Source organism: Sorangium sp. So ce117 (assembly GCF_051524395.1).
GTDB lineage: Bacteria > Myxococcota_A > Polyangia > Polyangiales > Polyangiaceae > Sorangium > Sorangium cellulosum_B.
Window position 1 is genome coordinate 11,562,479 of record NZ_CP150309.1, and the last position, 24,919, is coordinate 11,587,397.

Sequence of the window (24,919 nt, forward strand, 5' to 3'; positions counted from 1 at the left end):
CGGCGACCCGCGGGCCGCTCACCTTCGGAGACGAAGCCATCGGGGTTCATTACACCCGAGCAGCGGCGGGTCTGCTATGTCCAGGACCTGGAAGGGTTGGCCACCTGGGCAGGAACAGGAGAACAGGCGTCCCCCGCCACGCCAGAGCGGCCAGCCGCCACGGCAGCGGGTCGAGAGACGCTCGACATCCCGGCCGAACCCGTTCACAATGGGTTCAGATTTGAAATTGATTTTCAAAATCTGGCAGGACCCATGGTTTCCAGCGTTCCTCCCCAACTTGACGTGACCTTCCCCGACGTGGACTCGACCGGCAGCGTGGCCGGCGCGGATGTCCCGGCGCACGCCGGCGCCGCAGCTCCTGCGGGTCCGCTCTCGGAGGTGCGCGCCGGTGAGCGCGTGATCGTGGTCGAGATCGACCTCGACGCCGAGCTCGCCGGGTGGCTCGGGGCGATGGGGCTCGGCCCCGGCCAGACGCTCACGTCGATCCGGCGCGCGGCGTTCGGCGGGCCGCTCCACGTGCGCACCGGATCGGGCGGGGAGCTCGCGATCAACGCGACGCTCGCGCGCTCGATCCTGGTGGCGCCCCTGCCCTCGCAGAGGCGGGTCGGATGACCGCCTGCCATGCAGGCACGGAGCGCCTCCCGACGTCGACAGAGCGGCCGCTCATCGCGCTGCTCGGGCGACCGAACTCCGGCAAATCGTCCCTGTTCAACCGGCTGACAGGCGGCAGCGCGCACGTCGGCAACTTCCCAGGGATCACCGTCGACATCCTCACGGCCGACGTCCGCATCGCGGGCGGGGCCGTCGCGACGATCGCGGATCTCCCCGGGCTTTACTCGATCGAGGCCGTCGTCGATCCGGCGACGGACGAGGGCGTCGCGCGCCGCTTCCTCGACCGCACCGGCGAGGGCGAGCGGCCGCGCCTCGTCGTCCAGGTGGTGGACGCCACGCAGCTCGGGCTCGGCCTGCGGCTCACGCGTGAGCTCGTGCGGCGCGGGCTCGCCCCGCTCGTCGTCGCCACGCAGCGCGACGTGCTCGAGGGCGAGGGGCGCGGGCTCGACCTCGGCGCCCTCGAGCGCGCCATCGGCCTGCCCGTGCTGCTCGTGAGCGCGAGGGACCCGGCCGCCCGGGGCGTGGTGCTCGACGCGGCGGCCGCGCGGCTCGACGCGATCGCGTCGGGCGCCGTGAAGCCCCCCGGCGCCGCGGCGTGGGATCCGGATGAGGTGGCGCGCGCCGTGTACGTCGAGCCGCCGCGCCGCGACGCCGCCGCGGAGCGACGGAGGACGTTCACCGCGCGCGCGGACGCCGTGCTGCTCCACCCGGCGGCCGGCCCGGTGCTGTTCCTCGGGCTCATGGCGCTGCTGTTCGCCGCCGTGTTCCTCGTGGCCACCCCGGTCACCGAGGTGCTCGACGCGGCGATCGGTGAGCTCGGCAGCCTCGTGTCCCGCGCCCTCGGCGGGGGGCTCGCCGCCTCGTTCGTCGTCGACGGCCTGCTCGGCGGGGCGGGGACGGTGCTCGCCTTCATGCCGCAGATCGTGATCCTCACGATCGCCATGGAGCTGCTCGAGGCGAGCGGGTACCTCGCGCGCGGCGCCTTCCTCGTCGACCGCCTGCTCCAGCTGATGGGGCTCAGCGGCCGGGCGTTCCTCCCGCTGCTGATGGGGCACGCGTGCGCGGTGCCCGCCGTGCACGCCACGCGCATCCTGCGCGATCCGCGCGAGCGGCTCACGGCGATCCTCGTCCTGCCGCTCATGGCCTGCTCGGCGCGGATCCCGACCTACGCGCTCCTCCTGACGACCTTCTTCGCGGCCCACGGCGCCTGGGTGCAGGCGCTGCTCTTCGTCGCGCTCTACGTCTCCGGCATCTTCTCCGGGCTCGTCGCCTCGCTCGTGCTGCGGCGCACGGCGACCCGCGGGCGCTCGCTCCCGATGGTGCTCGAGATGCCGGCGTACCGCAGCCCCGAGCCGCGGCTCGTGGTCCGCAAGGCGGGCCAGGCGGCGTGGCGATTCACGCGCGACGTCGGGACCGTGATCCTGGCCGTCTCGGCCGTGCTGTGGGTGCTCTTGAAGGTCCCCATGCCGGGCGCCGCGCAGCACGAGCCTCCGGCCGCCGCGGCCGAGAGCGAGGCGACGTCGCTCGAGGCGAGCATCGCCGGCAGCGTGGGGCGCGCGCTCGAGCCGGTGACGGCGCCGCTCGGGTTCGACTGGCGCATCAACGTCGGCCTCATCGGCTCGTTCGGCGCGCGCGAGGTCATGGTCGGGACGATGGGGGTCATCTTCGGCGTCGAGGACGCCGACGACGAGCCCGCGCCGCTCGCCGAGCAGATCCGCGAGGCGAGGCGCCCGGACGGGGAGCTCGCGTACTCGTCGCGCACCGGGCTCGCGCTGCTCGCGTTCTTCGTCCTGGCGTGCCAGTGCATGAGCACCGTGGCGGCGATCCGGCGCGAGACGAAGTCGTGGCGCTGGCCCGCGTTCGTCCTCGCCTACACCTACGTGGCGGCGTACGTCGCGGCGCTCGTCGTCTACCAGGGGAGCGGGCTGCTCGGGATGCCGTGAGGCGGCGCCGCTCAGGGAGCGGCGCGCGCCGGCGATCCTGGCCCTGGCGAGCAGGAACAGATCGGCATCCGAGGAAGTCATGCCGAGGAACCTGATCGCGTCGACCCTTCAGGCGGCGCGGCTCTCGTGCAACAATCGGTCAATTCCGGTGGGGGCCACGTTATCGGCAGAAGAGATCGAGGCGTCGATCGGCCGCGACGAGGAGGTCGCCTGCACGGCCTCTCTCAGCCCATGCGCTCGCCGCGAGCACTACCCGGCGCCGGGCGAGCTCATGGCGCGCGCGGCGCCCCGCATCGCGCGCGTGGCCGATCTCGACGAGCTCGCTGCGCTCCTGCTCGACCAGGCGATGGAGCTCGGCGCTCGCGCTGCCTACTTGCTCCTGACCTCCGAGGACACCGGCGAGCTCGGGCTCCATTCCCACCGCCACGTGCCCGCCGACATCTGCCTCTGCCTCGCGCGGGTTGCGCGAGGCGCGCCGCTGCTCGATGAATGGGCGGCGAGCTCGGGTCGGGTTCAGGTGATGAGCGATGCGCGCTCGCTCGATCCGGGTCCGTCCATGACGCGAGAGCTCTGCGCGCGGACCGACGCACAGAGCGCGGTCTCGATGCCCCTCTGCGTCCGCGATCGCTGCCTTGGCGTCCTCTCGTTTTGCCTGCCCCGCCCTCACCCCCGCGCCGGCGTCGATCTCGGCGCGCTCGCCGCGCTCTTCGCCATCGGCCTGGACAGCGCCCTCGCGCGCCAGGGGAGGGCGCGGACCTCAGACCGCATGGCCCAGGAGCTCCAGCGCGCAAGTCACCTGGAGACGGCGCTCCGGGAGAGAGAGCAGCGCTTTCGGGCCATCTTCGACGAGGCCCTCCAGTTTGTCGGCCTGCTCTCGCCGGAGGGCATCGTCCTGGAGAACAACCGCACCGCTCTCGAGTTCTGCAGGGCCACGGAGGCAGAGACGATCGGCCGTCCGTTCTGGGAGCTGTCGGGGTGGAGCCCCGAGCACAGGGAGCACGTCCGCGCCGCCGTCGCCGAGGCCGCGGCGGGCCGGCTCGTGCGAGACGAGATCTACGTGATCGGAGCGACCGGGCGGCGCTTCATCGATTTCTCCATCAAGCCCATCACCGACGACCGTGGCAGGGTCGTGATGCTCCTCCCCGAGGGGCGCGACATCACCGAGCGCAGGCAGATGGAGCAGGCGCTCCGCGAGAGCGAGGAGGGCTTCCGGCTCACCTTCGAGAACGCGCCCATCGGCATGGCCATCGTCGGGCTCGATGGAGGGTTCATCCGCGTCAACCGCGCCTACTGCGAGATCGTGGGCTACTCGGCGGAAGCGCTCTCGAAGCTCCGCTTCCAGGACATCACCCACCCCGACGACGTGGACACCGACGTTGGCCTGGTCGAGCAGCTGAGGCGCGGCGAGATCTCGCGGTATCAGCTCTCCAAACGTTATATCCACGAGGACGGAAGGGTCATCCCCGTCATCCTGCACGTGTCCGTCGTGCACGGCGCGGACGGCGAGCCCATTCACTACATCGCCCAGGTGGAGGACGTGACGGCGCGCAAGCAGGCCGAGGAGGAGCGGGAGCGCTTGCTCGCGCAGCTGGACGCCGAGCGGAGGACGCTGCAAACGGTCTTCGACAGCGCGCCCATCCCGCTCCTGCTCATCAATCGAAACGGCGCAGAGCGCCTGATCGCCAACCCGCACGGGCGAGATCTCACCGGGGGCGCGGAGGAGCGGGAGCAGTGCGTCGGTCGCGTGATGCGCCCGGACGGCACCGCCCTCCTGCTGGACGAGCTGCCGTCGAGCCGGGCGATGCGCGGCGAGACGATCCTCGGCGAAGAGCTCCTCGTCTCCAAGGCGGACGGCTCGTCCGGAACCTTCCTTATCGCCGCCGCGCCGCTCCGCGACAGCGCGGGGGAGATCACGGGCGCCATCGTCGCCGGCGAGGACATCAGCGCGCTGAAGGAGCTCGCGCGCATGCGCGAGGAGTGGACAAGCATCATCGCTCATGATCTGCGTCAGCCGATCACCACGATCCTCCTCAAGGCCTCTCGGCTCGCGACGGAGCCGCAGTGGAGCGAAAGAGCGCAGCACATCCGGGCCAGCGCGATGCAGCTCAACCGGATGATCGACGATCTGCTCGATGTCTCCCGCCTCGAGTCGCATCGGCTGGATCTCAGGCATGTCGAGGTGGATCTGCCGGCGCTCATCCGCGCGACGGTGGAGCGGACGGCCGACGCGACGAGGGGACATCGGGTCGACGTCGAGGTGCAGGACGGGGTCCCGCCGCTCCTGGCCGATCCCGGGCGCCTGGAGCAGGTGCTCACCAACCTGCTGTCCAACGCGGCCAAGTACGGCGCGCCCGAGACGCCGATCAGGATCGCCGTGGAACGGCGGAGCGGCGAGGTGCTCGTGGCGGTCGAGAACGAGGGGAAGGGCATCGCGCCGGACGAGGTGCGGAGGCTCTTCACCCGCTATTACCGGACGCGCGAGGCGAAGGCAGGAGGCGCCGCCGGGCTGGGCCTCGGGCTCTACATCGTGCGGGGGCTCGTCGAGGCCCACGGGGGGCGGATCTGGGCGGAGAGCGCGCCCGGCAAGACGACCTTCCAGTTCACGCTGCCGCTGCCGTAGCGACGAAGCGCGGACCTGACGCTCCGCCGTACCGCTCGAGACATCCGTCAGGAGAGAGCGCGACGGCCTGGTGCCCCTCCTTGACAAATGCCACTGAGGCGCACATTCTTTTCCTGCCGCGGCTCCCCGCCGGTTGGAGCGATCTCGGGCGGAGGAGCGCGCCTTCACAGGTACGGAGTTCATCCATCGGCCGTTGTCCGCCGGTGGATGCGGGGAGACGGCCCTCACCGGATCCACGAGGAACACCATGGAACACGACAAGGTCGCGCTCATCACGGGCGCAAACCACGGTATTGGGCTCGAGCTCACGCGTCGTCTGCTGTCGGAGGGCTTTCAGGTCATCGCGCTGAACCGCTCGGGGTTCCCCGAGGACGATGCGCTGATCCGGGAGGGCATCGAGCGCCGGAGGCTCCGTGTCCACAAGGCGGATCTGTCCGATTTCGAGGGCCTCAGGCGGGTGCTCGACGCGATCAAGGCGAGCGAAGAGAAGATCGACGTGCTGTTCAACAACGCTGGCGGCAGCGCCCCGGAGCTGACCTTCTCCAGGCAAGGCCGCGAGCTGCACTTCGAGCTCCAGACGGTGGTGCCGTATGTCATCGCGATGGAGCTCAGAGGGCTGCTGCGGAAGGGGGACTTGAAGACGGTCGTGAACACGTCCTCCAATGCGTTCGAGATGACGAGGCGCTTCGACCCGGACGCCCTGGAGCGCCCGGCATCGTTCAAGCAGCTTTTCGGCCCTTACGCGACCTCCAAGCTCGCGCTCTCCCTCTGGACGCGTGAGGTGGCGCCGCTGCTCGCGGGGGACGGGATCAAGATCCGGAGCGTGGATCCTGGGCCCAACAACACGCTGAGGAAGGGAAAGCGGTCGGGGCTGCCGTTCTACGTGGAGCCGCTGATGAGGTTCCTGTTCCCGCCCCCGAGCCAGGGGGCTTCGCGGCTCTACGAGGCGGCGTTCGGCGCGAGCCGGGACCTCTCAGGCGTCTATTTGAAGAAGGACCGCGCGAGGGATCTCCCGTTCCGGGAGCATGGCCCGAGGGTGCTGGAGAAGGTGCGATCCATCCACGAGCGGGAGTTCGCCGCCCTCTGAGGTTCTCGAGACAGCCGCGCCTCGCTGACACACATCTCCTCTCGCCACGCGGGCGCACATCACATCTCCTCGAGCTCCTTGCCCTTCGTCTCGGGGATGAAGGCGACGACGAACACCAGCGAGGCCGCCGCGGCGGCGGTGTAGAGCCCGTAGGCGATGCCCAGGCCGGCCGCCTTGAGCGGCGGGAAGGTCGCGCTCACGAGGAAGTTCGCCACCCATTGCGCGGCGGCCGCGATCGAGAGGGCGAGGGCGCGGATGCGGTTCTCGAACATCTCGCCGAGCAGGACCCAGGTCACCGGGCCCCAGGACGCCCCGAAGCAGAAGACATACAGGTTGGCGGCGAGCAGCGCGGCGGGGCCGGCGGCGCCCGTCAGGACGGGGTTGCCCGCGGCGTCCTCGCCCGCGGCGCCGAACACGGCCGCCATGGCGCCGAGCGTCAGCGTCATGCCGATGGATCCCGCGATGAGCAGCGGCCTGCGCCCGACGCGGTCGACGGTCGCGATGGCGACGAGGGTGGTCACGATGTTCGTGACGCCGGTGATGACCGTGATGGCGAGCGAGCTTCGCTCGGAGAACCCGACCGCCTGCCAGAGGACGCTCGAGTAATAGAAGATGACGTTGATGCCCACGAGCTGCTGGAACGCCGAGAGGCCGATGCCGATCCAGACGATGCGGAGCAGCCCGGCGCGCCCGCGCAGATCCGCGAGCCTGGGCCGGCGCTCGGACGAGAGCGTCCTCTGGATCTCGACGAGCTTCGCCTTTGCGGACGCGCCGAGGAGGCCACGGAGCACGACGAGCGCCTCGTCCACACGCCCCCTCGCCACGAGGTGGCGCGGGGACTCGGGGATCAGCAGCGCGCCGAGCCCGTAGAGGAGCGCCGGTGGGACGGCGCTCCAGAACATCCATCGCCAGGCCTGTGCCCCGAGCCAGAACGGGCTCGTCGCCGAGCCCGCGGACGTCGCGATGGCATAATCGCCGAGCAGGGCGACGAAGATGCCGAGCACGATCGCGAGCTGCTGGAGCGATCCGAGGCGGCCGCGCAGGTGGGCCGGCGCGATCTCCGCGATGTAGGCGGGAGCGACGACGCTGGCCGCGCCGATGGCCATGCCGCCGAGCACCCTCCACGCGCTGAAGTCCCAGGGCGAGATCGCCGCCCCCGAGCCCGCCGCGCTGACGACGAACAGCAGGGAGGTCGCGATCATCGTCCGCGTCCGGCCGTAACGGTCGGCCAGCCTGCCCGCGAGCATCGCGCCGGCAGCCGCGCCGAGCAGCGCCGAGGACACGGACAGGCCCACGGTCCCCGGATGCGCTGTGAATACCCGCTCCAGCGCGCCGACGGCGCCGTTGATCACGGCGGTGTCGAACCCGAACAGGAAGCCGCCCAGCGCGGCGACGGACGCGATCAGGGCGATCCGTACCGTCGAGAGGGGCTCCCCGCCGCGTTCATCCCCCTGCTGCGCCGCGGGCTCTGCCATGCCCCCGGTGAACCACGAACCGTGCCGCCGGCCGCCCCGGCGCGTCGGCGAGCACGGGCATGATTAGCTACGACGCCGCCGTCGGCGCCGCCACGATCGCTTCGAGGCGGCCGAGCACCACCTCGAGCCGCTCGATCATCGCTTTCAGGTCCGCCCGGTACGCTCGATCGTCGGTGTGGACCAGCTCGTCTCGCATCCCCACGAGCCGGGTCGAGAGGGCTGTCCTTGTGTCATCCGCTTCGCGCTCGCTGAGCTCGAGATGCAGCATGTTCATATCTCCTCCTGACGCGGGGCATGTACCTCGGACGAGCGTTCGTTCACGGGCGCTCCCGCGCGGCTGTTCGCGCCGCCGGTCGGCGCCTCTCGTCTGCTCGCTCGCCTGGCGTTCGCCGCTGCTCCTTTCGACAGTGCATGAGGTCTGCGCTGCCCGAAAGCCGCGAGAGAACATGGTGACGCGACGCCTCGCTGTCATCGGCCGCGGCGATCGAGCAGCGCTCCGGCCCGTTCGACACGCGGCGAGAGACCGATGAGCCCGTGGACCCGGATCGCCTCGACGACCTCCGGCGGGGGCGCAGAACATGCAAGCCAGAGGCGCGTAGCCGCGGCGAGGCCACGCCTCAGGACGGGGGAATCATGCAGACGCCAGGACCCGAGGAACGTGAACGGTTTACACAGCAGGAGAGCCCGATCGCGCCGATATCGGGCGCGCGGCGCAGGCTGGAGGAGGAGAGGGAGGCGCCGCGGATCGTGCTCGGCGGCTCGCTCGCCGAGGTGGTGTGCGGCGCGGGGACGATCGTCCTCGCCATCCTCGGGCTGACGGGGTTCATGCCGGGAGAGCTCACCTCGATCGCCACGATCGTCTTCGGCGCCGGGCTGATCGCGCACGGGGGCGCGATCGCCTCGCGCTTCGGCGCCTTGGCGCGCACCACGGCGCCCGTCGAGTGGGACACGCGCGCCGAGCTCGGCGGCGGCATGGGCGCGGAGCTCGTCTGCGGCGCGGCGGGCATCGTGCTCGGCATCCTCGCGCTCCTCGGGCTCGCCCCCGGGGCGCTGACGTCGGTCGCGGTGATCGTCTTTGGCGGCGCGCTGCTGCTCAGCGGCGGTACGACCGCGGACCTCGGCGCGCTCGACGTGCGCGGCGCGCACCAGCACCTCGCCCACGTCGCTCGTCAGGCGGCGATGGCCGCCGCCGGCTTGCAGTCGCTCGTCGGCGCCGGAGCGGTCGTGCTCGGCATCCTGGCGCTGGTCGGCATCCATCCCCTGGTGCTCACGCTCGTCTCCCTGCTCGCGCTGGGCTCGGCGATCGTCACGAGCGGCTCGGCCGTCTCGGGCCGCGCGGCGGCGGCGCTTCGGCGCTGAGCCCGGGCCTCGCAGAGGGGAAGGCCGTCAGGCAGGGGGCTGGGGCTGCTGGCTACCCGACCGATGTCGGCCCGATGACGGCGGCAGACGATGGGGATCGAGGGCTGCTCTGCTTCTCGACGGTGATGAGCAGCTCGAACTCGGCGTGCGGCACGGTCATCCCGGCCAGCTTGCCTCGCCGGCTTCCAGCATTGTAGTCGAGCACTCCGACCCGTCGCCACGGGGACTCGGAGCTCGGCCGCTGCCAGACGACGAAATGCGTGCTGCCGGCCTCGATCCGCTCGGGCGGCGAGAGGTGAACGACGTTCACCAGCAGCCGTGTGGTCGCGGCGTCAGAGTCGATGTCGGCGGTGATGTGCGCATCGGCGCCGGGCGCGAGCCGCGTGCCCTGAATGGTTTGCTCGCTGGGGCCGCCGCACCCCGCGAGCGCCATGCTCGCGAGAAGAGCGAGCGTGAGCCCTAGCCGGCCGCCGATCCGTCGTCCCATGTCAACGTGCTTCATATCGCCACCTCGATCGCCTCTCTGCTTCACGGCGGACCCGCTGTCCCCGTCGGGCGTCGCGTCCGGGCTGGCCGGTGCCACAGCCTCTCGGCCGCATCGTGGCAATTCGAGCAAGCGTCGTGCCGAGGTGGGATGTGCATCGGCGGATGGCGGAGAGGCGAGCACATCCACGACAGCGCCACCGCGCTGTTCCAGGAGGATGTCCGGCGGCCCGGACGCGCGGCCCGACGGCGCTGGAGGTCGCTCGGCGCCTGAACAGCTGATATAGCTCCGCCCAGGACATCGCAATGAGTGCCACCACGACGGCTCAGCCTCCCATCGTCTTCATCACCGGTGCCTCCTCCGGCTTCGGCGCCGCCATCGCCCGACGCTTCGCCGGCCTGGGCGCGCGCCTGGTCCTCGCCGCCCGCCGCTACGAGCGCCTGGAAGCGCTCGCGGCGGAGCTCTCGGACAGCCGCATCGCCGGCCCGGCTGGCGCGCGCGCGCCGGCGATCCACCTGATCCGGCTGGACGTCCGCGACCGCGGCGCGGTCGACAGGGCCATCGCCGAGCTCCCGCCTGAGTTCTCCGAGGTGACCGTGCTTGTCAACAACGCAGGCGGCGCGCTCGGGCTGTCGCCGGCGCACCAGGCGAATCTGGACGACTGGGAGGAGATGATCGACACCAACGTCAAAGGCTTGCTTTACTGCACCCGGGCGCTGCTGCCCGGCATGGTGGCGCGCGACCGCGGGCACATCATCAACATCGGCTCGGTCGCCGCGGAGACGCCGTACCCCGGGAGCAACGTCTACGGCGCGTGCAAGGCGTTCGTCGCGCAGTTCTCGCTGAACCTGCGCTCCGACATCCTCGGCAGTCGGGTGCGCGTCACGGACATCGAGCCCGGCATGGCGGAGACGGAGTTCTCGGTTGTGCGCTTCAAGGGAGATCAGGAGAAGGCCGCCGCCGTGTACCGCGGCGTGAAGCCGCTCTCGGCCGAGGACATCGCCGAGTCCGTCGTGTGGTGCGCGATGCTCCCGGAGCACGTCAACGTGAACCGGCTGGAGCTGATGCCCGTGATGCAGGCGTTCGCCGGCTTCGCCGTCAAGAGGAGCTGAGGCGCGCGGCGCACAGGCTCACGCCGGCTCGATATCCCCGCACACGCCTGGCTAGGCTCGCCGCTGTCGCCACCCGATAGCCACTCGCCGTGCCCCTGTCTGCAAACTGAGCGGGGCTGACCCCGTGCAAGCGCAGGGCAGCCCCGCGGCCAGGGCGGCCCGGCTGCTGGGACAAGCCGGCCTGGCTGCTGGGACAATGGTCATCGTGAGACGCCTCGTATCTCACGCTGCATCCGTCAACTCGACGGGGCAGTACAATCGTTCACGAGAGGCACTGTTTCCAGTGCCGAGAAGCATCTTCGCGAGCATGAGAAGCTGCGGTTGAATTCACAGCGTTCTTGTTATGTTCTTCGTCAGAGGGCCGCCGAGCCATTCGGCCCGGGTTCCCACGAAGAGCCAGAAATCCAAGGCGTACCTCGACGGCTTCCGGGAGAAGTCGACGAAGACGGGCCCAGGCGCGCCGGTTCTCGATCGAGCCGAAGCCGCTCCCGCTCCTGCGGGTGATGCACGCCAAAGCTGGCGGGAAGGGGCGCGTCGTCGAGGACATGCCGGAGGTGACGAACCTCCCCCGGCGCCTCCGCGAGCACCTCGAGCGTGCCGGCGTTACGCGGCCCGACCTGTTCGCGAACGACAGGACGCAAAAGCCGATCACGCGCTACGACCTGTGCGCGACCGGCGTCCCCTGGATGGCCGTGCGCGGGGACGGCCCGCTCAAGCTCAAGAGCCGGGCCGGCCACACGTCGTTCGCGACGACGGAGGGCTACCTCCGCAAGGCCGAGCAGGTACGCGACGGCTTCGGCGAGGTGCTTTTCAGATCACCGACAGGGCTGGTGCATCCGCTCGGCGATTCGTCCACGAATCGTCCAGCGGAGCAGCTCGGTCTTGATGAGGATCGCGAAATCCTCAACGTTTCATTGGTGGGCCATGAAGGACTTGAACCTTCAGCCAATGGATTAAGAGTCCACTGCTCTACCAATTGAGCTAATGGCCCGAGTGAATTGTCAAACTAACTGAACCTGAGACGGCTCCCGGGATCTCGCCGGAACGCTAGGGTCGCCCGTTGAGCCCGGCACGCCCGGCCTGATTCGAACAGGCGACTTTCGGATTCGAAGTCCGACGCTCTATCCAGCTGAGCTACGGGCGCTCCTGCGCGCCCCTCGGCGGGGCTCGCGGAACGCTTCTAACCGCACCGGCGGCGATATGTCAAGGCGTTGTAGCGACATGATGCGCAATTTTTAGGCCGCCCCACTCCGCGAAGCCCGGACGGACGTGCGCGCCGGGTACATCCGGGCTCCTCCCCCGTGAGGCGCACCGTCGTCCACCGGCGCCTGCCGCGCGGCCACGGCCAGCGGCACGCCCTCCCCGGGCGCGCCTGGGCCGACAGGGCGGCGCCGAGCCCGGGGCGGCTGCCTCCTGTTCTCCTGCTCCCGGCGCGGCTGCGCCTTGCCCGGCCGGCTGTGAAAGAAGTTCTCTGTCCGCGGCGCCGCAAGGTAGGGTCCGCTCCGTCATGCCGCTGCTCCGCCCGCTCTCTCGGCGCTGCCTCGCGTCACGAGGCCCCATCGCCGCGCTCCTCCTCGCCCTCTCGCTCGCCGCGCCGGCCCAGGGCGCTCCCGCCGCGGGCGCGCAGCCGGCCGCGGCCGAGCAGCAGCCGGGCAAGAGCCCGCAGAACAAGCGCCCCGCCGTACGGCGGAGCTCGGCCGACGGCAAAGGTGAAACGCGGGCGGCGCGCAGCGCCCGATCCAAGGAGAAGGCCCAGGAGCGCGACGGCAAGAAGCGCGCGGCGAGGCGGGACGACGCGTCCCGCGCGGAGCGCGGCGGCACCGACGCCGACGCCGACGAGCGGAAGCTGCTGTCGAAGGGCGCTCCCAACCGCGGGCGGCTGACCGGCGCCGTGCGGCTCCGATCGTCGAGGCACCTCAAGACGCGCGAGGGCGCCAGGACATGGGGGCTGCCCGTGCTCGTGAAGACCCTGCGGCGCGCCTCCTTCCAGGTGGCCAAGAAGCACGGCGATTCCGCGCTGCTCGTCGGCGACCTCTCGGCCAGGACGGGCGGCGCGCTCGACGGGCACAACTCCCACCAGACGGGGCGCGACGCCGACGTCGGTTTCTACGTCGTCAACTCGAAGGGCAAGACCCTCCGCACGGACCGGTTCGTCGCGTTCGACGATGAGGGCAACGCCATCGGCCTCCCCGGCGCGCGGTTCGACGACGCGCGCAACTGGGCGCTCGTCCAGGCGCTGCTCGAGGATCGGCAGGCGGGCGTCAAATACCTCTTCGTGACCGACGCGCTGCGGGCGCGGCTGCTCGCCCACGCCGCGAAGAAGCGCGTCCCGGCAGACCTCCGGGCCCGGGCCGCGGCCGCGATGATGAGCCCGAGGGACGCCGACCTGCACAACGACCACTTCCACATCCGCGTGATGTGCCCCCCGTCGATGCGCGGGGCCTGCATCGAGGAGTCGCTGGCCCGCCCCGCGTGCGCCGCCGACGAACCGAAGAAGGCCCTCGACTCCGCGGCGCCCGCGGCGACGGAACAGGACATCTACGGCATGCCTTCCCGCTGACGTCCGCCCGCGCTCAGGCCCCCGGCGCGACCCCGGCCGGCGCGTCGCCGTCCGCGATCTCCACAACGACCGGCGCGTGATCCGACGGGCGCTGGAGTTCGCGCGGGCGCGTGTCGATCGACACATCGGTGCACCGCGCGGCGAGCGGGCGCGTCACCAGCGCGAGATCGATGCGGAGGCCCTTGTTGCGCCTGAACGCGCCCATCCGGTAATCCCACCAGCTGTACGCCTCCTTGGCGGGGTGGCAGGCGCGGAACGCGTCCACGAGCCCCCACTCCATCAGGCGGCCCAGCGCGGCCCGCTCGTCCGGATGGCAGAGCACCTGCCCCTCCCACTTCTTCGGCTCGGCGACGTCGATCGCCTCGGGCGCGACGTTGAAATCGCCGCAGATCACGATCGGCTGATCCGGGCGGTGGCGGGCCTCGAGCTCGCTCCGCAGCCGCGCAAGCCACGCGAGCTTGTAGGCGAAGGCTGGCGTGCCCACCGCCTGGCCGTTGGGCACGTAGACGTTGATGACCCGGATCCCCTCGATCGTCGCCGCCAGCATCCGCCGGGCGACGTCCTGCTCGTCGCCGTCGAGGCCCTTCTTCACGTCGTCGACCGAGAGGCCGAAGCGCGTGGCGATCGCGACCCCGTTGTAGGACTTCTGGCCGAAGATGACCGAGCGATAGCCCACCTCGGAGAGCGCGGCCTCGGGGAAGCTGCCGTCCTCGACCTTCGTCTCCTGCATGCAAACGACGTCGGGCGCGGCGCGGACCAGCCAGCTCGTGAGCTGCTCGAGCCGCGTGCGGATGGAGTTCACGTTCCAGGACGCGATGCGCATAGGTCCTCCGGGCGATAGCGGATGAAGAGCCGGGCGGGAAGCCTGGGTTCGGGGCACGCGCGGGGTCCACGGCGCCCGATCACAGGGCCGCCCGGATCACGTCGAAGAGGCCCTCCGGATCATCGACGTGGAGCCAGTGGCCGGCGCGCGGGAGGACCTGGACCGAGAGCCAGGGCGCGCGCGCCGCGAGCGCCTCGAAGCGGTCGCGCGAGGCCGGCGAGATCGACGCGGACCGGCCGCCGAGCACGACGTGGATGCGCCGCTGCTCCACGCCCGGCACGCCCGGGCCGGCGGGCGGGTCCTCCAGAACGTGCCACAGATCGCGGGCGAAATAGTCGGTGAGCAGCGCGTCCAGGATGTCGAGGTCGAGCCGGATGCGAAAGCCGTCGCCCTCGCGGCGGACGTTCATCGCCAGCCAGTCCGCGATGCCGCGGCTGAACCCGGCGGCGTGCACCGCCTCGAGGAACGCCTCGCGCGACGCCATCGGCTGCGGGATCGCGCGGAGCATCGCGAGCACGCCGGGGCTCTCCGATCCGCTCTCGCCGGCGGGCCTCGCGCTCGGATCCGCGTCGAGGATGAAGCCGCGCTCGATCCCCGTCGGCCGGCGCTCGAGGTAGGCGAGCGCCACCTTGCCGCCGAACGAATGGCCCATCACGCCGCGGATATCGAGGCCGAGGCGGTCGCCCAGCCGGAGCAGATCGTCCGCGGCCGCCGCGATCGTGTGGGGCGCAGGCGGGCTCTGCGACATGCCGTGGGCCCGCAGGTCGACAAGGATGAAGCCCCACGGCCGGGCGGCCGCACCTGGCGCGCCCTCGGCGGCCTGCGCCTCGACGAGGCGTCGGATGAAGGTGCGCCAGTTGGCGCCCGAGCCGAAGATGCCGTGCAGCACGAGCATCCAGCGGACAGGCGCGGCGGAGGGGGCGGAGACGAGGGCGTGGTGGGGCACGAAGCCGTCGTGTGCGTTCATGGCTCTCCGGACCGCGCGAGCGCGCGGCCTGCGCCTAGCGCTAGCATGGACCCATGGCCAAGAAGCCCCCCATCGCGCCGCCGAGCGCGGACGCCACGGAAGACGAGGGCATCCAGCCGGCGAAGCCCGCGCGGTTTCACGGCGCGGCGCTCGCAGGGGCCAGCTTCGACGACGTCGACCTACGCGACGCGCGCCTGCACAACGCCTCGCTCGCGGGGGCCGAGCTCGACGACGTCGACCTGCGCGACGCGCGCCTGCACAACGTCTCGCTCGCGGAGGCCGAGCTCGACGACGTCGACCTGCGCAACGCGCGCCTGCACAACGCGACCCTCGCCGGCGCCTCGCTCGACGACATCTCGCTCGCCGGCGCGCATTTCAACGACGCCGACGCCGCCGCGACCCGCTGGTCCGACGCGAGCCTGCGCCGCGCTCGCTTCGAGGGGTCGGACCTCCGCGAGGTCGAGATCGTCGGCTGCGCGATCGACGGGCTCACCATCGACGGCGTGCGAATCGATCGCCTGCTCGAGGAGGCGAAGGATCGATCACGCGCGAGCCAGGCCCCGAAGAAGGCCACCCAGAAGGAAGCGCCGCTGAAGAAGCCGAGAAAGGGGCGGAAACCGTAGCGCCCCACCCGCGGAGCGAGCGGGCAGCGCCCCGCGCGACCACGGGCGGTTACGCCTCGATGAGCCCGGTGCGGACCGCGATGCGGGTCAGCTCGACCGCGCTCTTGCACCCGAGCTTCGCGTAGATGCGCACGCGGTGGGTCTCCACCGTCTTCGGGCTGATCGTCAGCCGCGCGGCCGTCTCGCGCGTCGACACGCCGGCCGCGAGCAGCCGCAGGACCTGGCGCTCGCGCGGCGTCAGCGCGTCGAGACCACCGGAGCCCTCGCTCGCCGGCTTGCGCATCGCGCGCACCACGGCCCCCGCGATGCTCGAGGAGAGCGGCGCTCCCCCGGTCGCGATCCGGCGGATGCCCTCGATGACCTCCTCGAGCTTCGAGGTCTTCACGAGATACCCCTGCGCGCCCGCGCGGAGCGCCTCGGCGACGCGGAACTCGTCGTCATAGCCGCTCAACACGAGGAGCTTCGCCTGCGGCAGCTGCGCTCTCAGCGCCCCGAGGAGCTCGATGCCGTCCCGGTCGGGGATGTTGAGATCGACGAGCACGACGTCTGGCTTGCAGCTCGCCGTCTCGCGCAAGGCGTCGGCCGCCGTCCCGGCCTGGCCCACGACGACCATGTCGGGCTCGTCCGAGAGCGCTCGAGCGAAGCCTTCGCGAACGACGGGGTGATCGTCGATCAGATAGATGTGCAGCTTGCTAGCAGGGGTTTCCGCCATGGTGACCGCAGGGGGATTGGAGTGTCCTTCAGACCACAATTCGATACCCATGAGCAGTTCAAGTCAAGCTGCTCGGGTCGTCCTGGGAGGAACCTTACAGGGGTATCAGGTGCTCAACGATCTGCAAGCAGCGGCGCGGCGGCAAGCCCAATTGGTGAGGAAAACTCCGTCCTGAGCGAGTTTCGGAGCTCGACGGAGATCCGCGCGACGTGGAATGCGCAACGGAGGACGTGACGGACGGTGCAACGATGCGCCCAGAGCGGCCTGCGCATGCGGTCGCGGCAACCGTCTGGTATCCTTCGCGCGCCTCATGCGCCGGAATGGCCAGCGATCCAGGGAAATACGATGAGCTCGCCGGTCCCCGCTCCCGGCCCGGCCGCCACCTCGCCCTCGCCGCGCGCGGCCGCGGAGATCTTCGTCGTCGATGACGACCCCGCGCTCGTCGAGTCGCTGCTCGACCTGCTCTCCGACGAGGGCTACCGCGTTCAGGGCTTCACGCGGCCGCTGGAAGCGCTCGATCGCCTCACCCGCGGCGCGCGGCCGCGGGCGGTCCTGCTCGACTACGTGATGCCCGAGATGACCGGCGAGGAGTTCCTCGCCGCGCTCGCCGCCGCGGGCGTCGAGGTGCCCGTCCTCCTGCTCTCCGGCGTGAACGAGCCCAACATCCGCGGCGCCGTGGCCGGCGTGCTGGCGAAGCCGTTCGACGTCGACCGGCTCCTCGTCGTGATCGAGCGCCTGACCGGCGCCGTGCAACGCTAGCGCACCGGCGCCGCCGCCCCCCGATCCCGGCTCGCACAGGCGCGGCGGCACGCTCCTCGCGTCCCCTGGCCCCCAGGAGAAGCCGAGGATGTCGTCGCTGCTCGAAGACAGCGCCACCGGGCCGACCGTCCTCGCGCGAGGCGGATCGGGCAGCCCCACCATCGCGAACGCGCCGGCAGCCGCGGTCAAGCTGCCGGCCGAGCTGCACCACCGCTTCCGCTTCATCGCTATCGACGCGCGCCTCCTCGCCGAGGCGGCCGACGGCGCCGCGGCGCTGCTCGACGTGCTGCTCGCGATGGGGGTGCGCGTGGCGCTCTTCGCCGGCGAGGCCGTGCCCCACCTCGCGCGGCGGCTCGAGCGCGGCGTGCGCGCCGAGAACCGCAGGCGGCTCTTCCTCGGCGCGCTCGACGGCGCGGAGCTCCACGGCTTCGATCGCCGCGGCGCCGCGGTCGCGCTCGTCGCCCGCGCGGAGCCGGACGGGCGCTCCGCCATCGCCGCGCTGCTCGATCAGGTGATCGCGCCGCTCCGCATCGAGCCGCACGATCGGCTCGCGATCTCGCCGGAATCGAGGGAATCGAGGGAATCGCTCGACGGCGCGCCGGCCGGAGGGGCGCGCGGGCTCCGCGACGCGCCGGAGCTCGCGGGCGCCGTCCACGCGACGGCCGGCGCGCAGCGGCTGTCCGAGATCCTCGCGCTCCAGCGGGATCTCGACCGTGAGCTCGGCCCGCTCGCGGCGCCCCGCGACGCCGCGTGGATCATCGAGGAGCCGGGGTTCGACGTCGCGCGCGAGCACGAGATCGAGTCGCTGCTCGCGATCGCCAACGGCTACCTCGGCTCGCGCGCGTCGCTGCCGGAGGGGTCGAGGGTGTCGCGGCCGGCCACGTTCATCGCGGGCGCGTTCGAGCCCTCGGCCGACGTGAGCCGCGTGCCGGAGCTCGTCATCGCCCCCGACTGGGGCCGGCTGAACGTCGCCATCGAGGGCGAGCCGTTCTCCGCGGAGACGGGCGGCGTGCTGCACCACCACCGCGCCCTCGACATGCGGCGCGGCGTGCTGCTGCGCGAGGTCCTGCGGCGCGACGAGGGAGGCCACCTCATCCACCTGCACACGCTCCACGCGGCGTCCCTCGCGAACCGCCACGTCCTCATGGAGGCGCTCAGCATCGCCCCCCTCAACTTCACCGGGACGATCCGCGTCGACGCGATCCTGAGCGGCGACGTGAAGAGCGCGAGCGGCGCGGCGCACTGGGCCGGCTTCGCGGCGGACGCGAGCGCGAAGAGCCTGCTCCTCGTCGGGCACACGCACGGCGGGCTCGTGACCGCGATGACCTCGCACCTGCGGGAGCTCCCGGAGCAGGCCGCGGAGTGCTCGTCCCCGCCCGAGCTCCTCGAGGGCGCGCGCTGCGAGCGCACCACAGGCGCGCGATCGATCGCCGAGCGCTGCGACGTCGGCGTCCGCGTCGCCGAGCCGCGCCGCCTCTTCCGGACGACGACGCTGCACACGTCGCGCGACACGCCCACGCCGCGCGAGGCGGGAGAGGCGCTCCAGGCCGAGCTGTCGAGCCGCACCACGGCCGGCCTGCTCGGCGAGCACACGCGGGCGTGGGCGGAGCGCTGGCGCCACGCCGACGTCGAGATCGACGGCGCTCCCAGGATCGAGCGGGCGCTCCGGTTCGCCCTGTACCACCTCATCGGCGCGGCGAACCCGGACGACCCGCGCTGCTCCATCGGCGCGCGCGGGCTCAGCGGGGAGGCGTACCGCGGCCACGTCTTCTGGGATACCGAGACCTTCCTCGTCCCGTTCTACACGCACTGTTACCCCGAGGCCGCCCGCGCGCTGCTGCTCTACAGGCACCGCACCCTCGCCGGCGCGCGCCGCAAGGCGAAGGCGCTCGGCTACGAGGGCGCGCTCTACGCGTGGGAGTCGGCGGACACGGGCGACGAGACGACGCCGCCGCTGGTCGTCACGCCGTTCGGCGAGGTGGTCCGGGTGCTCTCCGGCGAGCAGGAGCACCACATCAGCGCCGACATCGCGTACGCCGTGCACGCGTACGTCCGCGCGACCGGCGATCTCGACTTCCAGCGCGGCGAGGGGGCCGAGATCCTGATCGAGACGGCGCGCTTCTGGGCGAGCCGCGCCGAGCTCGGACCGGATGGCCACGCCCACATCCGGCGGGTGATCGGGCCGGACGAGTACCACGAGACGGTGGACGACAACGCGTTCACGAACTGGATGGCGCGGTACAACCTCCGCGTCGCCGCCGCGATCGTCCGGCGCAACGTCGCGCGCGCGGACGTGCTCGCGCGGCTCGACCTCCGGCCCGACGAGCCCGACCGCTGGTGCGACGTCGCCGACCGCCTGCTCCTCGGGATCGACCCGCAGACCGGCCTGATCGAGCAGTTCGCGGGCTACTTCGGCCTCGCGCCGTTCTCCATCGCCGACTATGCCGTGCGCAGCGCGCCGGTCGACGTCTTGCTCGGGCGCGAGCGGACGCAGGCCTGCCAGGTGGTGAAGCAAGCGGACGTCGTGCAGCTCATCGCGCTGCTCTGGAGCGCGGTGCCCGCGAGCGCCCGGCGCGACAACTTCCTCTACTACGAGCCGCGCACCGCCCACGGCAGCTCGCTGAGCCCCAGCGCCCACGCGCTCGTCGCCGCCCGGCTCGATCTCCACGCCCACGCCGAGCGCTACTTCGAGCAGACCGCCGACATCGACCTCGGCAACACGATGGGCAACTCCGCGGGGGGCGTGCACATCGCCGCCATGGGCGGCCTCTGGCAAGCCGTCGCGTTCGGCGTGGCCGGCGTCACGCGCGTGCCGCGGAGCGCGCTCTCGGAGGCGCTCCCCCACGCGCCGCCGTGCCCCGACGAGGACGAGGCGATCGGGATCGAGCCACACCTCCTGCCGGGCTGGCGCCACCTCAAGATCCCGATCACCTGGCGAGGCCGCGCGCTCGAGATCCACGTGGAGGATGGGGCGGTCGAGGTCGCGCTGGAGGGGAGCGCGCCGCTGCCGATCTGCCTGCTCGACGCGGGCACGCCCGCCTGCGCTGTGCTGGCGGAGCCGGGCCGCCGCTATGCGACGCGGCGGCTGGGTGATCGCGTCACGCCATGGGAGGAGGTCACGACATGCTGAGCGCTGCGCGCGATGGGATCCTCGGCGAACGCGGAGCGATGTCCGAGCCGGCCTCGACGGCCGAGCCGCCCCTCGGAGCGCACGGGGGGGCGCGCGACGAGCGCGACGAGCCCGCGCCGGAGAGCGGCGCGCGGAGCAGGAACGTGCTCGTCACGCTCCACGGCCGCCACGGCCACCTCGGCGCCCTCGAGCTCGGGCGGCTCATCGCGGGCGCGTTCCGGGCGCCGCTGCACGGGCTCATCGTCGGCGCAGGCCCGATCGAGGCGAGCGAGGTGCCTGCCCACCTCGGGATCGCCGCGGAGGCGCTGCGGGGCGTGGTGCTGCACGTCGAGGCGAGCGAGGATCCCCCGGGCGCGCTCGCGTCGGCGACGAAGAGCCGCGGCGCCGCAGTCCTGGTCGTGGCGCCCGAGCCGGAGGAGCTCATGGACGAGCGCCTGGGCGTCGGCCGGCTCGCCGCGGGCGCGCTGGAGGCCGTCATGAGCGGCGTCGTCGTCGTCATCGCCCCGACGAACCGACCGTCGACTCGGCTACGGCGCATCCTGCTTCCGCTCGACGGCACCCCCAGCACGGCCGCCTCGATCACCCCCGCCGGAGAGCTCGCCCGCAGGCTCGGCGCGGAGCTCGACATCGTGATGGTCGGCTGCGCCTCGCCGCGGAAGGAGGCGACGAACGACGGACCGCCCGTCTCGACGCCGGTGCCCATCGAGCCGGGCACGATGGTGGCGCCCCTCTACGTCGACCAGCCTCAGCACGAGTGGGCCGCGTTCACCGAGGAGTTCCTGGCCCGATTCCTGAGCGCGATCGGTCATTGCCCTCACGACGTCGCAACGCGCTTCTTCCTCGGCAAGGGCGAGCCGGCGGCGGAGATCCTGCGGTTCGCCGAGCAGCTGGCGAGCGATCTCGTGGTGCTGGTCTGGCACGGGCACCTCGAGGATCACCACGGCAGCGTCTTCCGCGACGTGCTGAGCGGCGCCCCGTGCCCGGTGATGGTCCTGCGCCGATAGAGCGCGCTCACCGACGTGAATCGACGTGAATCGACGTGAATCGGCGCAAATCCGCCCGTAGGCGAGCGCGCCGGCGAGCGGGCTCCACGCCAACGACCGGCGAAAGGCGCTATGGTGCGCCGCCATGGTCTCCCGGAAGCTGCCCCCCAGCGAGTGTCGCAAGATCGTAGAGCCGCAGAGCTTCCGCTTCTCCACGACGGAGGAGGTCGCGCCGCTGTCGGCGGGCATCGGCTCGCAGGAGCGCGCCCTCGCCGCGCTCGCCTTCGGCCTCGACATCCGCCAGCCCCGCTTCCACGTCGTCGTCGTCGGCGCGCCCGGCACGGGCCGCACGTTCTGCGCGCGCGCCGTCGCGAAGCGCATCGCGGCGAGCCGCCCCACGCCCGACGACATCCTCCTCCTGCCGAACCCGCACCGCCCGAGCGAGCCGACGGTCTTGTCGCTGCCGCCGGGCGAGGGGCGCCCCTTCGTCGAGGCGATGGAGGAGCTCCACGAGAAGCTGGTCGACGCCCTGCGCGGCGCGACCGAGGGCGAGCGCTTCAAGCAGGCGCGCGGCAAGATCCAGCGCCGGGTGAACGCGGAGGAGCGACGGCTCGAGGAGCAGCTCAAGTCCGCGGCGCGCGAGCTCGGCCTCGACCTCGTGCGCGGCGAGGACGAGGTGCAGATCACCTCGATCGAGGACGCCGCCAACGCGCCGGACGGCGAGGCCCTGCTCGCCATCGCCGGATCCATCGAGGAGTTCGAGATGCGGCTCGCCACCGTGCAGGACGAGGCCGACGTCGAGCTGCGCGGCGTCGTGAAGCAGCTGCTCAGCGACGGGGTGAAGGCCTGCTTCCAGCCCGTGCGCGCGCGCTTCGAGGGGCGCAACGACATCAGCGCCTTCCTCGCGGACGTCGAGACGGTCGTGTCGAAGGAGTTCCGCCTGCTCGTCGACGAGGCGCGCGGCGAGGAGGGCGGCGCCACCCTCCCGCGCGGCGTCGTCGTCCCGACGCTCCTCACGGAGCACACGCCCGACTCCGGCGCCCCGGTCGTCGATGTCCCCTACCCCACGCTGACCGCCCTGTTCGGCCGCACCCACGCGCCGCCCGACTCCGGCTTCCCGCCGGAGCCCGGCTTCGCCGTCGCGGGCGCCCTCCACGAGGCGGCCGGCGGCTTCCTCATCCTGCCCGCGGGCGCGCTCCTCAAGAACGAGGCGCTCTACGAGCAGCTCAAGGCCTGCCTCCTCGCGGGCAAGTTCATCGTGCCCGAGCACAACCCGTCGTACTTCCGCGGCACCGCGGAGGAGCTCCTCTTCCCGCCGATCCCCATCGACGTGAAGGTCGTCCTCGTCACGAACCCGCAGCTCTACCAGGACCTGCACGACGCCGATCCGGAGTTCTCGCAGCTCTTCAAGGTGCAGGCGCGCTTCGAGACGACGATCTCGCTCGATCAGGCGCTCCTCACGTACCCCGCGTTCCTCGCCGGCTTCGCGCACGATCGCGGCCTCCCGCCGATCACGGCCGACGGCGTGACCGCGCTCCTCTTCCACGGCGGCCGCCTCGCGGAGAGCCAGACCAAGGTGAGCGCCCAGGTCGGGCTCATCGCCGAGGTCGCGACCGAGGCCGGCTACCGGGCCCAGCGCCGCGGCCGCAAGGTGGTCGACGGCCCCGAGGTCAACGAGGCGCTCGAGGCGGCGCGGCGCCGCGGGAGCCATTTCCGCGACCACGTGCACGAGCTGCTCTCGGACGGGACGATCCGCATCGACGTGACGGGCCGGCGCGTCGGGCAGGTCAACGCCATCTCGGTCCTGTCCGACGGCCCGCAGACGTTCGGCCGCCCCTGCCGGGTGACGGCGGTCGTCTACCCGGGCCGCGAGGGCCCGGTGAACATCGCGCGCGAGGTCGAGATGTCCGGCCCGCTCCACAGCAAGGGCGTGATGGTCCTCACGGGCTTCCTCGCGGCCCGGTTCGCCCAGCACCGCCCGCTCTCGTTCGGCGCCTCGCTCGTCTTCGAGCAGACCTACGAGCCCATCGAGGGCGACAGCGCCTCGTCGAGCGAGCTGTACGCGCTCCTGTCCGCGCTCTCCGGCGTCCCGATTCGGCAGGAGTTCGCCGTGACGGGCAGCATCGATCAGCAGGGGAGCATCCAGCCCGTGGGCGGCATCAACGAGAAAATCGAGGCCTTCTTCGATCTGTGCGCCGCCAAGGGCCTGACGGGCGAGCAGGGCGTGCTGATCCCGAGCGCGAACCGCGACGCGCTCATGCTGCGGGGCGACGTCGTGACGTCGATCGAGGCTGGCCGCTTCCACGTGTTCGAGGTGAGCTCCGTCGAGGAGGGCATCGAGATCATCACCGGCGTCCCCGCGGGCGTCGCCGACGCGGACGGAAGGTACCCGGAGGGGACCGTGTTCCACGCGGCGGACCAGCGGCTCGAGCGCTTCCACCAGGCGATCGCCGACACGCCGAAGGGCGCGACGAGCGCGGATCCTCGAAGAATGCTCAGGGAGCGCTGAAGAGGACCGATGGCGGCGAAGCGCACGGCCGAACCCGCGCCGATCGGCGCCGGAGCCCGCCGATGACGCGGCGGCTTGTCCTGCTCGCGGCGGCCGGCGCCGCGGCGCCGCTGCTGGCGTGGGGCGCGCTCACGCGGTGGGGTGATGCGTCGCTCTCGCTCGGCGCCGCCTGCGCGGCCGCCGCAGCGATCGCGCTTCTGGTCCTCCTCGGCGGCGTCGTCCGGCGGCGCTTCGCCGCGAGGCCCGGTCTTTCCTTGCGCCAGACGCCCGCGGCGCCTCGGCTCCCGCGGACGGGGCGGCCGGCCGCGCGCCCGGCGGAGCGCGCCTTGACGCCGCCGACCGAGCTCGACGATCCGCGGATCATCTACGCCTTTGCAGCCCAGGCCGTCGGTCAGTCGCTCGCCTGGGAGGGGAGCTACAAGGCGGCGGCCGCCTCGCTGCGCGACGTGCCTCGCGACTGGATACCTCCGCAGGTTCGGGTGCTCGTCATGAGCAACCTCGCCCAATGGCAGCTCTGCGCCGGCGACATCGAGTCCGCCCGGCGGCTCCTCCCGGACCTGGACGAGGAGCGCGCGTCGGCGTCGGTGCGGCCGCTCGTGCGGGGAGCGCGCGCCGCGGTGCTCGTGCGCACCGGCGACGTCGAGGCCGCGCTCTCCCTGATCGGCCTCCGCGATGGCGAGCGGGGAGAGCCGACCGAGGTGCGCCAGCGCTACCGCATCACCCGCGCGCACGCGCTCACCGCGCTCGGCGAGCCCGCCGCGGCGCGCGCGGAGCTCCGCCGGGTGGTCGATGACGTCGGCGTCGACGAGCTCTGCCGCTGGATCCCCGCGGGCGGGCCCGCCCGGGCCACGATGATCGAGCTCATCGACGAGGGCTGACGGATCCGCGCGTCTCCGATCTTCCGCGCCGCCCAGGCCTGGCTCCGCCGAGGAGCCAGAGCGGTGATGAGCTCCGGTCCTCGCCGCGCGCTCACGCCCTCCTCGACACAGGCGCGCCGCCGCGAGGCCGCGATTCGCCAGGCGCGGATCGCGCGTCGCTCGAGTCACGCGCAACTCGGATCGTCACGCCGCTTGTCAAGCGTCATTTCCCTGGTTTGTCGCGCGGGAAGCTCCCCTCTGCCGGCTCCGGGCGCTCGAAGCCCACAGCGCGCATCGTGTGCGC

General features: G+C 72.0%; 19 protein-coding genes and 2 tRNA genes. 13 read left to right on the forward strand and 8 right to left on the reverse strand.

Annotation, left to right across the window (positions count from 1 at the left end; translation table 11 throughout):
* The first annotated feature begins 252 nt into the window (after positions 1 to 252).
* The 4 genes from WMF46_RS43430 (at position 253) to WMF46_RS43445 (ending at position 6,262) form a co-directional block, all read left to right on the forward strand.
* On the forward strand, positions 253 to 612 hold the full coding sequence (locus WMF46_RS43430; RefSeq protein WP_437982590.1) for a FeoA family protein: 360 nt from the start codon (positions 253 to 255) through the stop codon (positions 610 to 612).
* Positions 609 to 2,555: a ferrous iron transporter B gene (gene feoB, locus WMF46_RS43435; protein ID WP_437982591.1), complete on the forward strand. Its 1,947-nt coding sequence runs from the start codon at positions 609 to 611 to the stop codon at positions 2,553 to 2,555. Before WMF46_RS43430 ends, feoB begins: the two co-directional genes overlap by 4 nt.
* A gap of 79 nt (positions 2,556 to 2,634) precedes the next feature.
* Complete coding sequence (locus WMF46_RS43440) at positions 2,635 to 5,175, forward strand: PAS domain S-box protein (protein ID WP_437982592.1); 2,541 nt, start codon at positions 2,635 to 2,637, stop codon at positions 5,173 to 5,175.
* A 247-nt stretch (positions 5,176 to 5,422) separates the two neighbouring features.
* Positions 5,423 to 6,262 carry an SDR family NAD(P)-dependent oxidoreductase gene (locus tag WMF46_RS43445; RefSeq protein WP_437982593.1) on the forward strand — a complete coding sequence of 280 codons (840 nt, stop codon included), beginning with the start codon at positions 5,423 to 5,425 and terminating at the stop codon, positions 6,260 to 6,262.
* Positions 6,263 to 6,321: 59 nt separating this feature from the next.
* Here the strand turns inward: WMF46_RS43445 and WMF46_RS43450 are convergent, their stop codons facing one another.
* Both WMF46_RS43450 and WMF46_RS43455 read right to left on the reverse strand, forming a co-directional pair.
* Positions 6,322 to 7,737 carry a sugar porter family MFS transporter gene (locus WMF46_RS43450; protein WP_437982594.1) on the reverse strand — a complete coding sequence of 472 codons (1,416 nt, stop codon included), beginning with the start codon at positions 7,735 to 7,737 and terminating at the stop codon, positions 6,322 to 6,324.
* Between the two features lie 67 nt (positions 7,738 to 7,804).
* Complete coding sequence (locus WMF46_RS43455; protein ID WP_437982595.1) at positions 7,805 to 8,011, reverse strand: hypothetical protein; 207 nt, start codon at positions 8,009 to 8,011, stop codon at positions 7,805 to 7,807.
* A 359-nt stretch (positions 8,012 to 8,370) separates the two neighbouring features.
* Here WMF46_RS43455 and WMF46_RS43460 point away from each other — a divergent pair, with 359 nt between their 5' ends.
* On the forward strand, positions 8,371 to 9,096 hold the full coding sequence (locus tag WMF46_RS43460; protein WP_437982596.1) for a hypothetical protein: 726 nt from the start codon (positions 8,371 to 8,373) through the stop codon (positions 9,094 to 9,096).
* A gap of 52 nt (positions 9,097 to 9,148) precedes the next feature.
* On the opposite strand, the gene WMF46_RS43465 is transcribed toward WMF46_RS43460, so the two are convergent.
* On the reverse strand, positions 9,149 to 9,583 hold the full coding sequence (locus WMF46_RS43465; protein ID WP_437982597.1) for a hypothetical protein: 435 nt from the start codon (positions 9,581 to 9,583) through the stop codon (positions 9,149 to 9,151).
* 302 nt (positions 9,584 to 9,885) lie between these two features.
* Here WMF46_RS43465 and WMF46_RS43470 point away from each other — a divergent pair, with 302 nt between their 5' ends.
* Positions 9,886 to 10,692, forward strand: a complete 807-nt coding sequence (locus tag WMF46_RS43470) for an SDR family oxidoreductase (protein WP_437295922.1) — start codon at positions 9,886 to 9,888, stop codon at positions 10,690 to 10,692.
* A gap of 915 nt (positions 10,693 to 11,607) precedes the next feature.
* Here the strand turns inward: WMF46_RS43470 and WMF46_RS43475 are convergent.
* Together WMF46_RS43475 and WMF46_RS43480 are read right to left on the reverse strand one after the other, a co-directional pair.
* Positions 11,608 to 11,683 (reverse strand) — tRNA-Lys (locus WMF46_RS43475).
* 79 nt (positions 11,684 to 11,762) lie between these two features.
* A tRNA-Arg gene (locus WMF46_RS43480) sits at positions 11,763 to 11,836 on the reverse strand.
* 363 nt (positions 11,837 to 12,199) lie between these two features.
* Here WMF46_RS43480 and WMF46_RS43485 point away from each other — a divergent pair.
* Entirely contained in the window at positions 12,200 to 13,252 is a 1,053-nt protein-coding gene (locus WMF46_RS43485; protein WP_437982598.1) for a penicillin-insensitive murein endopeptidase, read from the forward strand.
* Between the two features lie 13 nt (positions 13,253 to 13,265).
* Here the strand turns inward: WMF46_RS43485 and xth are convergent, their stop codons facing one another.
* Both xth and WMF46_RS43495 read right to left on the reverse strand, forming a co-directional pair.
* Positions 13,266 to 14,075 (reverse strand): exodeoxyribonuclease III, encoded by an 810-nt coding sequence (gene xth, locus WMF46_RS43490; protein WP_437982599.1) that lies wholly within the window; start codon positions 14,073 to 14,075, stop codon positions 13,266 to 13,268.
* Between the two features lie 79 nt (positions 14,076 to 14,154).
* A complete protein-coding gene (locus tag WMF46_RS43495) occupies positions 14,155 to 15,042 on the reverse strand; it encodes an alpha/beta fold hydrolase (RefSeq protein WP_437982600.1) in 888 nt (295 codons plus the stop codon).
* 53 nt (positions 15,043 to 15,095) lie between these two features.
* Between WMF46_RS43495 and WMF46_RS43500 the strand changes: the two genes are divergently transcribed.
* Positions 15,096 to 15,665 carry a pentapeptide repeat-containing protein gene (locus WMF46_RS43500; RefSeq protein ID WP_437982601.1) on the forward strand — a complete coding sequence of 190 codons (570 nt, stop codon included), beginning with the start codon at positions 15,096 to 15,098 and terminating at the stop codon, positions 15,663 to 15,665.
* A gap of 49 nt (positions 15,666 to 15,714) precedes the next feature.
* Here the strand turns inward: WMF46_RS43500 and WMF46_RS43505 are convergent, their stop codons facing one another.
* Entirely contained in the window at positions 15,715 to 16,428 is a 714-nt protein-coding gene (locus WMF46_RS43505; protein WP_437982602.1) for a response regulator, read from the reverse strand.
* Positions 16,429 to 16,722: 294 nt separating this feature from the next.
* On the opposite strand from WMF46_RS43505, the gene WMF46_RS43510 reads away from it, so the two are divergent.
* The 5 genes from WMF46_RS43510 to WMF46_RS43530 all read left to right on the forward strand — a co-directional run bounded on the left by WMF46_RS43510 (position 16,723) and on the right by WMF46_RS43530 (position 24,636).
* Positions 16,723 to 17,136: a response regulator gene (locus tag WMF46_RS43510; RefSeq protein WP_437982603.1), complete on the forward strand. Its 414-nt coding sequence runs from the start codon at positions 16,723 to 16,725 to the stop codon at positions 17,134 to 17,136.
* 88 nt (positions 17,137 to 17,224) lie between these two features.
* Positions 17,225 to 20,266 carry a glycoside hydrolase family 65 protein gene (locus WMF46_RS43515; protein WP_437982604.1) on the forward strand — a complete coding sequence of 1,014 codons (3,042 nt, stop codon included), beginning with the start codon at positions 17,225 to 17,227 and terminating at the stop codon, positions 20,264 to 20,266.
* Positions 20,260 to 21,270 (forward strand): universal stress protein, encoded by a 1,011-nt coding sequence (locus WMF46_RS43520; protein WP_437982605.1) that lies wholly within the window; start codon positions 20,260 to 20,262, stop codon positions 21,268 to 21,270. The genes WMF46_RS43515 and WMF46_RS43520 overlap by 7 nt, the downstream gene beginning before the upstream one ends.
* Before the next feature lie 124 nt (positions 21,271 to 21,394).
* The gene (locus WMF46_RS43525) at positions 21,395 to 23,758 is read left to right on the forward strand and encodes an AAA family ATPase (protein WP_437982606.1); all 2,364 of its coding nucleotides are present in this window, start codon (positions 21,395 to 21,397) and stop codon (positions 23,756 to 23,758) included.
* A 62-nt stretch (positions 23,759 to 23,820) separates the two neighbouring features.
* Positions 23,821 to 24,636 carry a hypothetical protein gene (locus WMF46_RS43530; protein ID WP_437982607.1) on the forward strand — a complete coding sequence of 272 codons (816 nt, stop codon included), beginning with the start codon at positions 23,821 to 23,823 and terminating at the stop codon, positions 24,634 to 24,636.
* Positions 24,637 to 24,919 lie beyond the last annotated feature (283 nt).